10 protein-coding genes are annotated in these 14203 nt (G+C 50.7%); 5 read left to right on the top strand and 5 right to left on the bottom strand.

The genetic code is table 11. From position 1 onward, the window contains the following. The first annotated feature begins 109 nt into the window (after positions 1 to 109). The 4 genes from P2G88_RS03080 to P2G88_RS03065 all read left to right on the top strand — a co-directional run bounded on the left by P2G88_RS03080 (position 110) and on the right by P2G88_RS03065 (position 6488). The gene (locus P2G88_RS03080) at positions 110 to 418 is read left to right on the top strand and encodes an isoamylase early set domain-containing protein (protein ID WP_275794192.1); all 309 of its coding nucleotides are present in this window, start codon (positions 110 to 112) and stop codon (positions 416 to 418) included. Positions 419 to 666: 248 nt separating this feature from the next. Next, positions 667 to 3288: a phosphoenolpyruvate carboxylase gene (gene ppc / locus P2G88_RS03075; protein WP_275794191.1), complete on the top strand. Its 2622-nt coding sequence runs from the start codon at positions 667 to 669 to the stop codon at positions 3286 to 3288. A gap of 887 nt (positions 3289 to 4175) precedes the next feature. After that, on the top strand, positions 4176 to 4883 hold the full coding sequence (locus P2G88_RS03070) for a PEP-CTERM sorting domain-containing protein (protein ID WP_275794190.1): 708 nt from the start codon (positions 4176 to 4178) through the stop codon (positions 4881 to 4883). A gap of 477 nt (positions 4884 to 5360) precedes the next feature. After that, complete coding sequence (locus P2G88_RS03065; protein ID WP_275794189.1) at positions 5361 to 6488, top strand: acyltransferase family protein; 1128 nt, start codon at positions 5361 to 5363, stop codon at positions 6486 to 6488. A gap of 316 nt (positions 6489 to 6804) precedes the next feature. Here the strand turns inward: P2G88_RS03065 and P2G88_RS03060 are convergent, their stop codons facing one another. The 5 genes from P2G88_RS03060 to P2G88_RS03040 all read right to left on the bottom strand — a co-directional run bounded on the left by P2G88_RS03060 (position 6805) and on the right by P2G88_RS03040 (position 12843). Next, on the bottom strand, positions 6805 to 8751 hold the full coding sequence (locus P2G88_RS03060; RefSeq protein WP_275794188.1) for a class I adenylate cyclase: 1947 nt from the start codon (positions 8749 to 8751) through the stop codon (positions 6805 to 6807). An 84-nt stretch (positions 8752 to 8835) separates the two neighbouring features. After that, positions 8836 to 9594 carry a hypothetical protein gene (locus P2G88_RS03055; RefSeq protein ID WP_275794187.1) on the bottom strand — a complete coding sequence of 253 codons (759 nt, stop codon included), beginning with the start codon at positions 9592 to 9594 and terminating at the stop codon, positions 8836 to 8838. Between the two features lie 45 nt (positions 9595 to 9639). Beyond that, positions 9640 to 10824: an RDD family protein gene (locus P2G88_RS03050; protein ID WP_275794186.1), complete on the bottom strand. Its 1185-nt coding sequence runs from the start codon at positions 10822 to 10824 to the stop codon at positions 9640 to 9642. Positions 10825 to 10834: 10 nt separating this feature from the next. After that, positions 10835 to 12007: a hypothetical protein gene (locus tag P2G88_RS03045; protein WP_275794185.1), complete on the bottom strand. Its 1173-nt coding sequence runs from the start codon at positions 12005 to 12007 to the stop codon at positions 10835 to 10837. Next, positions 12007 to 12843, bottom strand: coding sequence for a MoxR family ATPase (locus P2G88_RS03040; RefSeq protein ID WP_275794184.1), 837 nt, complete (start codon positions 12841 to 12843; stop codon positions 12007 to 12009). Before P2G88_RS03040 ends, P2G88_RS03045 begins: the two co-directional genes overlap by 1 nt. A gap of 191 nt (positions 12844 to 13034) precedes the next feature. Here P2G88_RS03040 and cysK point away from each other — a divergent pair, with 191 nt between their 5' ends. Further along, positions 13035 to 14000: a cysteine synthase A gene (gene cysK / locus P2G88_RS03035; RefSeq protein ID WP_275794182.1), complete on the top strand. Its 966-nt coding sequence runs from the start codon at positions 13035 to 13037 to the stop codon at positions 13998 to 14000. The last annotated feature ends 203 nt before the right edge of the window (positions 14001 to 14203 follow it).

The raw sequence follows: 14203 nt of genomic DNA, 5'->3' as shown, positions 1-14203 counted from the left end.
AAGTGTTTTAAAGTTATGCCGCATTGATTGCTGTTTTTTTGCTCTACGCTGGTATAACTGTAGTAGTTTTGTAATTGAATTACAGCAATGGCGCACAGGAGAAAGACCAATGAGCTTTAAAAAACAGTACTTAAAATCAAAACCCGTTTGCAAAGTCACCTTTAAACTGACCAAAAAAGAAGCACATAACGCCGAATCGGTGTACTTGGTCGGCGACTTCAATCATTGGGACACCAAAGCAACCGAACTGAAACGTCTGAAGAACGGTGACTTCACGGCAACCGTTGAATTGCCTACAGATCATCAGTACCAATTCCGTTACCTTTTAGATGGTAAAACCTGGGAAAATGACTGGAACGCAGATCAATATATTCCCTCGCCGGTGTCCTTTGACGACAATTCAGTTATCCGGGTTTAATCTATCGGACTATGGCTGACAAAATACTGTTGGCGACCAAACAGGTGGGCCTTGCGCTCACCTTTTTTGTAGTTTTATTACATAGAAGTCGAACACAAAGACAAGCCATATCTTTACAGTAAAACGCTGTTGATGGTCGACTTTAGGCCTTTCACTGCCATCCCTTTCAGGATATTGTAATAAAATTACAGTGGCGGCAATGCAGATTTCCCGCGTTTTCCTCGCCCCATCTATAGAAGGAGAGCACTATGGCAGATACCATTGATCATCAGTTGATGGATACCGTGCGCCAATTGGGCACAATTTTAGGTGAGACCATCCAGGCCCAATTAGGCAATGAATGGCTGCAGCGGATTGAAACCATTCGCAAACAAGGCCGGCGGGCCAGTCAGGGAGATGAGCGAGCTGCATCAGAGTTGAAATCCTTGTTCTCCACACTGGATACTCCCTCATTGCTTACCATTGGTCGCGCCTTTGCCCAGTTTTTAAATCTGGCCAATATTGCCGAACAAGAATACAACAGCAGTCATCAGGGAGAAGATCCTTTGGCCTTGCTGATGCAAAAGCTAGAGGAGCAGGGTCTTAACAGCGCCAGTATCAGCGATGCTTTGGAGCAATTGGATATCGATCTGGTGCTTACCGCACACCCAACTGAAGTGACTCGCCGTACCCTGATCCACAAATACAGTGAACTGGCCCAATGCCTGGCTACCCTGAACCACCAGGCCCCGGATGAAGCACAACGGCAAAAACTGATCGACCGCATTTCCGCGCTGATCAGCCAGGCCTGGCATACCGAAGAAATACGCTCTGTGCGCCCTACTCCGGTGGATGAGGCACAATGGGGCTTTTCGGTCATTGAAAACTCCTTGTGGGATGCCGTGCCCGATTGCCTGAGGGATATGGACAACTTGTTTCAAAAGCAGTTTGGCCAGGGTTTGCCACTGGATGCCTGCCCTATTCGTTTTTCCTCCTGGATGGGTGGAGATCGCGACGGCAACCCCTTTGTTACCGCCAAGATCACCGAAGAAGTGCTGCTCTTGGCCCGTAAGCGAGCAGCAAGGCTGTTCTTTAGTGATGTCAATAAACTACAAGTCGAACTTTCAATGGGGCATGGCAATCAGGCATTGATGATGGCCAGTCAGTACCACCGTGAGCCCTATCGACATTTATTGAGAAAGCTCAGGGACAGACTGGAAGCTACCCATGACGGCATCAGTGATTATCTGGCCGGTAAGGACGTGGATCAGAGCCATTGGATCAGCCGCCAATCCGAACTGCTTGAGCCATTGATGCTGTGCTATCGATCGCTGATGGAAACCGGTCTGGAAAAGGTCGCCAATGCCGAATTGCTGGATACCATTCGTCGTGCCCACTGTTTTGGTATTCACCTGCTTAAACTGGATGTCAGACAGCATTCTGAACGCCACAGTCAGGTTGTCAGCGAACTGACCCGTTATCTGGGACTGGGCGACTACTTAAGTTGGAGCGAAGAAGACAAGCAGGCCTTTTTACTCCGGGAGCTGACATCCAAACGCCCGCTATTGCCGCGTAAATGGCAACCTTCCGAGGCCGTTCAAGAAGTATTAGACACCTGTAAAGTGTTGGCCAATAACGATAAAGACGGCTTTGGCATTTATATTATCTCCATGGCCAGCCAGCCCTCAGACGTACTTTGTGTGCAGCTGCTGCTCAAAGAAGCGGGGATCGACTGGCCGATGCCGGTTGCGCCTTTATTTGAAACCCTGGACGACTTAAATAATGCCCACAGCGTGATGGGCAAATTATTGGAAATTGATTGGTACCGGGGTTATATCCAGGGCCGCCAATTTGTGATGATTGGCTATTCCGATTCCGCCAAAGATGCCGGAGCCATTGCCGCTGGCTGGGCGCAGTATGAGTCACAGGAAAAGCTGGTTGCCCTGACTGATGCCAAAGGCATCGAACTGACCTTGTTCCATGGCCGTGGCGGCACCATTGGTCGCGGTGGCTTGCCGGCCCATGCGGCTATACTGTCGCAGCCCCCCGGCTCACTCAAAGGCGGTTTCAGGGTTACCGAGCAGGGAGAAACCATTCGTTATAAATTTGGCATGCCGCCCCTGGCCAAACGCAGTCTGAAGCTCTATGCCAGCGCCATACTGCAAGCCATGTTGTTGCCACCGCCGCAACCCAAACAGCATTGGCGAGAGGTCATGCAGGTGATGGCTGCAGCCGGGCGGGATAATTACCGTAAAGTGATCCGCCAGGATCCCGAATTCGTGCCCTACTTCCGCGCCGCCACCCCAGAAGAAGAGCTGGGCAAACTGCCACTTGGCAGCCGCCCTTCTAAGCGTAAGCCCGAAGGTGGTGTAGAAAGTCTGCGCGCAATTCCCTGGATTTTCGCCTGGGCGCAAAACCGCATGGTGCTCCCCGCCTGGTTGGGGGTGATGAAAGCTGTGCAAAATGCTTTGGATCAGGGCCATGAAAAGGTACTGGAAGAAATGCTCAGCGACTGGCCTTTCTTCAAAACCCGCCTGTCAATGCTGGACATGGTATTTGGCAAAGCCGACCCCCGGATCGCCGCCGAATATGACGCCCGTCTGGTGCCGGATAACCTCAAGCATTTTGGCGAGGGCCTGCGCAAGGAACTGGCCGAAAGCCAGGCATTGCTGTTAAAGATAATGAAGCAAAGCAGCGTGATGGAGCAGGATCCCAAAGGCAAAGAGTCTATTCAAATCCGCGCCGGCTACCTGGAGCCGCTGCATTTACTGCAAATTGAGCTTTTAGCCCGCACACGCGAGCATGAAAAAGAAGGCGATAAAGACACCATCGAGCGGGCCATGATGATTGCTATCGCCGGTATCGCCGTGGGTATGCGCAACACGGGGTAGATGGCGTCTCGAGACGAGCGAGAGCTCGCAGCTCGGCTAGCCATCTACGGGACCAATCCTTCAGGAAAGGATTGGAACAGCTTTGCTGGCCCGCAGAGCCTGCCCCGCACTTGATGCGGGGGCGAAAGACAGGGATAGCCTGGAGTAACGCAGAGGAAGTCCGACCTGGGCTCCCCCTACAGGGACGTTTGTACACTCGGCTCGTCATGCGGTTGTCAGAGGCAATGGTAAGTGATTTGCTCACCTCGTCCCTGAGGTTCACCTGCTGCGCAGGCCAGCCAAAGCTGTCCCAATTCGCTCCTGGCGAATTGGTAACATCACTCGCCAAGCGATGAACGACTGGCCGTGGGTAAGTGACGTCAATAATTTGCGGAAGCGCGCAGTAAATTTAGTCAGTTACGGGAGGATAGAGGATATCCAACCTGGACTTTTTCCGAAGCAGGACGCGGAGGAGAAAGAAACCTTGGGCACCCGCGACAGGGATGTTCACACATGGAGGCTTATCATGCCCAAAAACGACTGGCCGTGGATGGCAAGGCTGGACCGCAGACACAAGGACGTGTCGCTTAGCACTCCTCTTATGCCGGTGGCAAAACGCAGTTCAATTTTCGGGTTTCACGGGATAGCGGAGCCAAGAATTTGCGAGCGTGCAGATTAGCTAACTCAACATACGCCTTCTTGTTGAATAAATTTACAACACCAACTGAAAAATTGGAAAAGAGTGTCAATTTAATTTACAAAAGACCATAAAGATGACACCAAAAGTAACGCAAAGCAATGATATTAAAGGATAATAACAGAGTGGCCCGAAAACTGCTTTACGCTTTATGTGTAAAAAGATTGTTATGTCTTTTGGAAGTTTGTAACGGCTCTTGAAAGGAAAAAAAATGAAAAAAATATTGGCTTCGCTATCACTGTTGGCAGCAATTGGCTCGGCAAATGCCTCAATCATTGTAGATACATCCCTTTGGTCACTTTTCCCCGACCCTTCTTATAGTTCAGGTCCAACTGGATTAACTTCTGCAGGCGGCAACCAAGCCGTTCAAAATAGTAACTCTTACGGAACTATTGTCTCAGACTTTTCATTCACTGGAGACTTCAATTTCTCCGGCTCCATGACGCCAACTACCGCTTCTTTCGATGACAATGATTTGTTAGGTCTTGTATTTGGTTGGACAGACCAATCAAACCATTATCGCTTGGGCTGGGAGCAAGGTGGCTATAACGATATCAGCGGTGCAAGCGGACTTTACTTGGTAAGAGAACTGGGCGGAATCAGTAGCATACTGTTTCAATCCGAATTGTTTTGGCAAGATAATGAAGACTACAATTTTGTGGTCGGCCGTTCAGGCAACAACATCTCTTTTAGCATTACAGGCTTAATTGGTGGCGTTACCACAACAGTCGCTCAGTCATTCACTGATACAACCTTTATGTCAGGAAATGTTGGGTTCTGGACAGCCAGTCAAACTGCCCGCTTCGGGGGGCTGGCCAGTGCACCACAAGCGCCTTCTACTGAAGTGCCTGAGCCAAGCATGTTAGCTCTATTTGGTTTGTCTTTGTTGCTTCTTGTGAGACGTGCGAGAGGGGTTTAAATCTATTCCCTGTCTACAAATATGTCAAAAGCCGCAAACAGCGGCTTTTTTCTTAGTTAAATTTCATCAAATTGGCTCGGTTTTTCCAGCGAATTGCGCTCTATTAGCTTTTACTCAAATGAACAGAAGACACCTCAGCAAGCCATAGTAATAAATGACAAACAATCTAAGCCACCAAATTAGGCGTCACACCACTGCGCAAAATAAAATTTTCTTCCAGCCGTTGCTTTAGAGTCACCTCCGGTAAGAATATCTGCACCGGTGAGCGTGGACAGTTTCTCTGCTTTCCAGTCCAACAAGATCTTCACCGGATTTCAGTAAATCAGCCAAGAACGGCGTCGAAGCAAAAACCAAGCGATACACCAACAGCATGTTGCACCTTTCGGCGGTGCTATTTATGCTGCTTTGAATGCAACATTGCGCCGCGTCGGCTGAGAGAGTAAAGCCGCGCATCTCACCCACAAAATGGGCTCAGGCATGACTACCCCTCGTTACTATGCCATTGATCATCTGCGCACGGCCATGATGTTTGTGGTTATGCTAGGGCATCCCCTTTTGCCCTATGTGAGCATACCGCGATCATTCAAGGACTCCAGTACCCACTTCGGTTTTGATATTGTGGCGATATTTCTGTATGCCTTTGCTATGCAGGCCTTTTTTGTCACCGCCGGATTTGCCGCCGCGCTGTTGCTGGAGAAAAAGGGCATTGCTGGCCTGTGGAGAAACCGCTTTAGCCGCATATTTATGCCGCTGCTAGTGGCTTATATCCTGATGTCCCCATTGATGCGCGGCGCCTATGATTTTGCCAAGGCAGTGGTCGAATACGACTCAATTGCCGCTGGCTGGATCGTGTTTTTAAGCGCTGAGTGGATACGCTGGAGCAAGCTTTATCACCTTTGGTTTCTGCTGTCCCTGCTCTTGTTTACCGGTCTGGCGGTAGCCGGACTCTCCCTGCTGCGGCGCTTTGGTTTGAGCAAACCACTCTGCGCTTGGACGGTAAGGCGTTTGACAGGTTACAGCGGTATATTGTGTCTAGCAGTCTTGGCCGTCTTAACCACCACTCCCTCTTACATTCTTGAAAGCGGCAGCGGGACCCATTGGTCTATGCAGATTACCCTGTTTGGTTATTTTGCCCTAGGCTTTTTCCTGTTCTGGCATCAAGAAATCATCCGCAGCTGGCAATCTTGCTGGCGAGTATCATTTGTAGCGGCAATGCTTGTGCTGCCGCTGTGCGTTTGGGCAAGCAGAGCGCGCCTGTTTGATGAGCGTAATATCGACCTTGTTGTGGGCATGCTGGCCGGTGTCAGCAACGGCGTATTGGGGATTAGTATGACCATTGCGCTGCTAGGCTGGTTTCATCTTCGTCTCAACAAGCCCATCAAAAACGCAGAAGTAATGGGCCAGGCGTCTTACTGGGTTTACCTTATTCATTATCCTATTGTTGTTGCCGCCGCCGGGGTGGTTGCTGTTCTCGATGTACCGGCTGTGATCAAATATGTCGCGACCCTCGCGATTGCCATTCCCTTAATTGCCCTTAGCTATTATCTGCTGGTGCTGCGCACCCCGTTACGCTTTGCCATCGCTGGCAAAGCGCGCCCCAAGTGATACCAAGTCTATTAATGATCTGGTCAACTCAGAGCAGGTCAGAAGGGCTTAGGTCAAGGCGCCGCTTTGCAGGCATAGCGGTGTCTATGTCAAAAAGCGGAAACGCGGGGATAAGCCCTTCTGGCCGCTCCCTGCGGGCGAGGTCAAAATGCCCCCTGGCGGTGTTAGGGACCTTTGATTTAGCCCCACTAAACCTGCAGGCCCCTGCCTTGCCACGGAGCATTTTGCTCCTCGCTGAGTGATCACATCATTAATGGACTTGGTATGACAGGGTCCCCCGGACAGCTTGGTGAAATAGTAATCCGGTATAGGGTTGTTAAACCACGACATCTGCAGCCAAGCCGCTGCGCATAATAAAGTTCTCTTCCAGGCGCTGTCTTAGGGTCCCTTCTGGCACATACATCACCATTGGCGGGCGCGGACGGCTCTTTTGCAGCCTGGCCCAAATGCTCTCCAGTCCTTCAAAGCCGGACATCAGGAAATACTCTCCCCAACTGGTGAGATAAGCCAATTTGAGGCTGTCGATTTCCGGCTTGGTGCGACGGCTTTCAAAGTTGGCAATCACCAAAAAGGCGGTAATGCGAGGGGCTGACAGTAAATCTTGGCGAGGCAACTGAGCAATCCGCACCGATGCAAACTGCTTTTCAAACTGGCGCACCAATTTGTAGAGGTCCACTTCGGTGACCGGCTCGGTCTTATAGCCAAGTTGAATCTCAGTTTTGCTGTCGATAATGCGATTTCGCACTGCCCACAGCATCAGCTCAATAGGATCGTCACCGGATTTCAGCAGTATCTGCCCTTGCACGGCGGTTTTGGACGCCATCGGGCTTTCATCATATAAACTCCAACGGCGTTTTTTGCCGGCCACAGTCTCGGCTTCAATGGCGACGGTACGACAATAAAGCTCTTGCTCGAAGGCGCTACGCAGACACTCAATCTTATGCGGCTTTTTGGCATAAAAAGCTTCAATACGACGGCCTATCACTGTCATATCTTCTTCGCTGACAGACTGTTTGGTGTATTGGCCGATGCGGCCGGAGATACGTCGATAGCAACTGATTAAAAAGCCGTGAATTTGGCGGCTAAGCTGAATCAGCTCCTGGAAGTTCCATTGCCTGAGTTGATCAATCTTTTCGATACGCTGCCTGGACCAGCCCCAGCTTTTGACATAGCTTCGCAGAATGTCGCGTTTAAAGTTTTCTTCTCCCGCTTCGCTGAGTCGGCAATCGCATTTGATATACAAACACAGGCGCAGCAGGTCGATACTTTCCTGATCGCCTATGGCATCGTAGTGATGCATTAATTCATCGAACATCAGGCCATAGGGATCGACCAACTGTTCATTGCCTTCCATATGCGCGCCGGTATGTACTCTTCTCTTGAGCAGATTACACAACGGCTGACCATGCTCGATGTTTTCCAGAAACACTTCCAGCTTGGCCAGTTTTAGTACCGATTTAAAGGGGGAGTCCATGGCCTTGCTGATCTGCCAGATAGCGGCCCCGAATATCTCACTGGGGTCGAGGCGCTGCAGGTTGCCCAAGTCCATAAACCAGCTGGGATCGGGCGATTGGCCCTCTTTAAGATAACCAATCAGCTCATTGTACTGCTCATCACTGACCTTATCCGGCAACAACCACCACAAGGGGGCTTTTCCGGCCACCACAATATTGGTGGTGTAAAACTCAGCCTTGAGGAAAAGGGCTTGCGCAGAGCCTGAACTTTCACCTGAGGCTTCGCCGAAATCGTTGTGCCTGACCCGCTCTATTTCAGAAGTAAAGAAATGCACTTCCAGACCAAACTCGTGCTCGGCCCAGTGCTCAATTTGCCTGAGTTTTTCCTCAAGCAAGGAGATTTGCTCAGGCACCCATTGACTGCCATCAAAACAGACCCAGTAGTCAAAATCGGAATCTTCGGTTTGTGCAATGCTGCCTATACTGCCCATCAGCACCAAGGCATCTATTTGCCGTTGCCTGGGCCAGATTTGCTTAATGTCATCCAGCAGCGTTTTGTTGGCAGGAAACAGGGTGTAAAGCGATTCAGCCACCACTGGACGAAAGGAATAGTTATTGATGCCAAAAGGCACCCTGTCATCGTCCACATAGCCCGGAAAATCAGGGTGATTAATATGCAACAGAAACGGCAACACATTGAACAAGGGCCGCTTTTGCTCTGGCATCAAGGCCATGGCCCGTTCAATTCGCGCTTTGTTATACCTCAGCACCCGCAACAGGCGAATGGCGAGATTCTGTTGAATATTCATATGGAAAAGCGACTACCAAAACACCCTGACATCACTGGTTATACCATGGAAGCCTGAAATACAGCAGCAATGCGCCGCGCCAATTTAGAAAATACCACTTTGTACCTGATAATCTCTTGGTGCGCTGAACCACTGCTCGTTAGCTTCGCGTTTGGAGATCTTAAGGCTATGCACTTGTTGTTTTCCATCGCGGGTTTCCTTGAGTTGCAGTGGCACCTTGTCGTTTTTAAGCAGATATTCGCTTAGCGCCATATCCATCTCCTGCACACCCAAGGAGCCTGCCATCGACTGGGCTTTGGCAAAAAAGCCGCTTAAGGTTTGATAATCCTGTTTGGAAATCGCGGTGTCTTTTAATGGAGCCGTGCAGGCCTGGGCATAGAGTTGCTCGCCTTGGTACTGCGATAACCACTGACATCGTTGGCCGTGCACCTCGGCGGTCTTGCCGTCGGCGCTGAACGAAAACGCTGGCTGTTCTTCGCTGGTATTCATACCCAGCATTTTCTGCATCTGCGCCCGCTGCTCGGGACTCATTCCCTGCATTTGGTTTTCCATCATGGCCATGGCCTGGCGCTTCAAATCGCCTAAGCCATCGGCCATGGCGGCCAGCTTCTTGCTGTCCATGACCCGGTAGGACTTATCTTTGTGGGAGAACAGCAGGATCTGTCCGGTTGCCTCTTCGTACACCATTTGCGTCTTACCGCCAGACAGCATCGCTACCCTGCCCTTATCCACCACAATCTGGCTTTGCCGGATTTTCCCCTCGGTTTGGGTCACTACTTCCACATAAGAAGCGGCTTGTACACTTAAGGTTGCGCTTAACAGCAACAGGCCCACACATTTCATTGTTATCACTCTTCTATACGTTCTTCTGTTGGACGGCGACATCGGTTATCCGTTCATTGCTTTTTGTTCTTCTTCAGCCTGGTGAGACAGAATCTCCACCTGCTGATGACTTAACACCAGTTTAGGCTTGCGCGTATCAATCACCAGTGTTTCGGAAATCTTATCCTGGACCGCCTGACGGTTAGCATCCCAATACACCTGCATAAAGCCCATCAAGCCGGTAGCAATGCCTGCACCGTAACCGCCATAGCGACCAAAACTTTCCCACAGGTTTAGGGGGTTCCCGTCGAGTTTGATCACCTTAATGCCAAACATTCTCTTGCCAGGCGTCTGTCCCTGCCACCACGCGGTAAACACAGTAAAGTAAAACGCTGCCCAACCTACACCAATGCCCAAATCGGCGGCAATGCTCTTGGCCCAGGCCACCACACTAAAGGGCAATGAGGATTCATCTTTTGCCGCAGGTGCTGGCTTATCCGTTTCGACGACCGTTTCCGTTGATTCAATGTCGCTGTTGACCGAGCTTTCTTCAACAACGGGTGTTGCCATGGTCGCCCGACCAGCCTCATAGCGTTCCTGCATCTGCGTTAGCAGCTGCTGTTGCTGCGTTTCAGTCAGTCCTGTTGTTTCTTCGGCAAAGCCTTTCATCAATTCGTGTGCCTGATTTGATGACAGGGATAAGTCGACCAGATCGTCGGCTAACTCATCGGCGGAGGCAGACCAGCACTGCAATGGTTCAGGGCATTTGCCGTCTTCAATCTGTTTGGCGGTTTGGGTGATACGACTGATATGTTTGGCGGTGTAGCCCAACACCTTTATTCCCTCAACACCCGTGACCACCTTGTCTTCATCCATAGTGTAGCCATCACCTGCTTGGTAGTAGGGATTGTCAGGCCTGATGGCTTCAAATAGCCCCAGCGCCAGAATAAAGATCATCAGGGCCGCCAATCCCCGCAGTATGCGCCTTCCCCACTGAAAACGGCCGCTTTTGCGCATGCGCTGTTGCGCGCGCATAAATGCCCAAGCGCTGAGTGCCGCCAGAAACAGGCTATTGACCTCAGTTAACATGGCGATGGCCAGCAAATCCACGAGAATGGCCAGGCCTCTTTTTAAGGGTGTGGCCAGGGGGGTACCAAGTAAATCCGGTGCCACACCAAAGGCGTAAGGGGTCACAAAGGCACGGGTTTCTTCGGCGGTAAAAGCATGATCGGCGGTATGCGGTTGTGACACCCTGATTTCCTTATTTTAAGCTGTCGACAGCCTCAGAAAGCCCCGACAAGGTCAGTGCAAAAAAACGCTCTTCCATCAACTGCTTAATGATGCCAACAGATTGATAGTATTGCCAATATTGCTGTGGCTGCGGGCATAACCAAGCGGCTTTGCCAAAGTGCTTGAGTAGCCGCTGCATCCACACTGCACCGGGCTCTTCATTCCAATGCTCAACACTGCCGCCAGGATAAGTGATCTCGTAGGGGCCCATGGTGGCATCACCGACAAAAATCAGTTTGTAGTCCGGGCCATATTTGTGAAGCAAATCCTGTACCTGGATCTTTTCATCCCGTCGCCGGTGATTATCTTTCCATACTGCTTCATAAGGACAGTTGTGGAAATAATAATACTCCAGGTGCTTAAACTCGCCCCGGGCGGCCGAGAACAGCGCTTCGCAATCACGAATATGGGCATCCATGGAGCCGCCCACATCAAATAACATCAACACTTTTACCGCATTGTGCCGCTCTGGCACCATATGGATATCCAACAAGCCGGCATTGTTGGCGGTGGCTTTGATGGTGGTGTCCATATCCAACTCTTCGGTGGCGCCGGTGCGCGCAAACTGCCGCAATTTTCGAAGCGCCACTTTAAGGTTGCGGGTACCTAACTCCACATCGGCAGAGAGATTACGAAACTCTCGCTTATCCCAGACTTTAACCGCACTGAACTGGCGATTGCCATCCTGTCCAATTCGCACCCCTTCAGGGTTGAAGCCATAGGCGCCAAAGGGTGAAGTGCCGGCAGTACCTATCCATTTGTTGCCGCCCTGATGGCGCTTTTGCTGCTCGCGAAGTCGCTCCTGCAAGGTTTCCAGCAACTTTTCCAATCCGCCTAAAGCTTGAATTTTCTGCTTTTCTTCTTCCGTGAAATGACGCTCCAGCTCTTTTCTGAGCCATTCCTGCGGCAACGACTCGCCAAACAGATCCAGGCTTTGCACCCCTTGAAAATAATGGGCAAAGGCGCGATCAAACTTGTCAAAGTGGCTTTCATCTTTGACCAGGGTGAGGCGCGAAAGCTCATAAAAGGCGTTCATATCGGCAAACACCAGATTGGCTTCCAGTGCCTTCAGCAAATCGAGCAGTTCGCGCAAGCTGACCGGTACCTGATATTTGCGAAGGGTGAAGAAAAACTCAACCAGCATTAACGTCTCGCCATAAAGGCCAGTTTTTCAAACAGTTGAATATCCTGTTCATTCTTCAGCAAAGCACCATAAAGCGGCGGGATCACCAGTTTACTGTCCTTGCTATGCAGTGCTTCAGCCGGAATATCCTCGGCTACCAATAATTTGAGCCAATCGATTAGCTCCGAGGTGGAGGGTTTCTTCTTCAATCCCGGTACATCGCGCACTGCAAAGAAGCTGGATAAGGCCTGATTGAGCAAGTCTTGCTTCAGAGTGGGGAAATGCACGCCAACAATGCGGCGCATCTCATCGGCATCAGGAAAACGGATGTAATGGAAGAAGCAGCGGCGCAAAAAGGCATCGGGCAGCTCCTTTTCATTGTTGGATGTAATAATCACAACGGGGCGCTGCGCGGCTTTGATGGTTTCACGGGTCTCATACACATGAAACTCCATGCGATCTAATTCGAGCAGTAGATCATTGGGAAATTCGATATCGGCTTTGTCGATTTCATCAATCAGCAGCACCGGACGCTTGGCCGCTTCAAAGGCTTGCCACAGCTTGCCTTTGACAATGTAATTGCCGATATCATGGACCCTGGCATCACCCAATTGTGAGTCGCGCAGGCGCGAGACCGCATCATATTCATACAAGCCCTGCTGCGCCTTGGTGGTGGATTTGATATGCCAGGCGATTAAATCGGTATTCAGACTCTTGGCCACTTCTTCGGCCAATAAGGTTTTACCTGTGCCCGGTTCACCTTTGATCAGCAGTGGGCGTTCCAGGGTAACCGCGGCGTTCACCGCAAGCTGTAATTCCTGACTGGCAATATATTGGTCGGTTCCGGTAAAAGACATGGGACTCCTCAAAGACTGAAACGAATACCTTCACACAAACTCGTGTATAAGGCTTACCTTCGACGTTCACAGGTTTGTTTTACAATATGATATAGCGAAAAAACACTTTGTTTTTAGTTATCTGGCCGTAATCTTAGTAGGTCTAGTTTGTGAAGTAGCGTAGAGCGCTTCGTTAACCGCAAGGAATCACCATGCAAGTGTACCTCGATAATTCTGAATCCATCGGTAAAACCCCGCTGGTCAAACTGAATAAAGTCACCGGCGGCAAAGTATTCGCCAAGATTGAAGCCCGCAATCCCAGCTTTAGCGTGAAGTGCCGTATTGGCGCCAATATGATTTGGGACGCCGAAAAACGCGGCATCCTGACCAAAGACAAAGAACTGGTCGAGCCCACCAGCGGCAATACCGGCATCGCCCTGGCCTTTGTGGCAGCAGCCCGCGGCTATAAGCTGACCCTGACCATGCCAAGCACCATGAGCCTGGAGCGTCGCAAGCTTCTGAAAGCTTTGGGTGCCAACCTGGTGCTGACAGAAGGCCCCAAAGGCATGAAAGGCGCCGTTGCTAAAGCGCAGGAAATCTATGAATCGGATCCGGAAAAATATGTGCTGCTGCAGCAGTTTGATAATCCGGCCAACCCGGAAATCCACGAGAAGACCACTGGACCGGAAATCTGGAATGACACCGACGGCCAGATTGATATCTTTGTGGCCGGCGTAGGTACTGGCGGCACCATCACCGGTGTTAGCCGTTATCTGAAGAAAACCAAGGGCAAGAACATCCTAAGCGTGGCGGTGGAGCCAGTGGATTCCCCCGTCATCAGCCAAGCGAAGGCTGGTCAGGAACTGACCCCAGGGCCGCATAAAATCCAGGGCATCGGCGCAGGATTTATCCCCGGCAACCTGGATTTGGAATTGGTCGATCACGTGGAGTTGGTCAGCAATGATGAAGCCATGGAAATGGCCCATAAGCTGATGAAAGAAGAAGGTATTCTGGCCGGTATTTCTTCCGGTGCCGCCGTGGTTGCCGCTAAGCGCCTGGCTGAGAAGCCGGAAAATGCAGATAAGAACATAGTGGTGATCCTGCCAAGCTCGGCAGAGCGTTACCTGAGCAGCCCCTTATTTGCCGGCGCCTTCTCCGATTCGGAACTGGTGCAGTAGCCTCAGGAAACGCCTTCTTCAGTTATGGCGTTTCTTCCCCCAGCCAGACCGGTTTACCACCAGTCTGGCCGGGACACACCTTATAATACATTGCTAACCTATTGATCTGTTTGACTAATATATTTTTAGTCCCAGGTTCCTATTTGTATGCTTTTATATAAGCAATCAGCGCAGACAGCCATGTGTCAGTAAACCACCTTTAC

The sequence above is a fragment of the Aliiglaciecola sp. CAU 1673 genome, from assembly GCF_029223185.1.
Lineage (GTDB): Bacteria > Pseudomonadota > Gammaproteobacteria > Enterobacterales > Alteromonadaceae > Bowmanella.
Note: the sequence above shows the minus strand (reverse complement) of the source record. Positions and strands in the feature narration are given on the sequence as shown.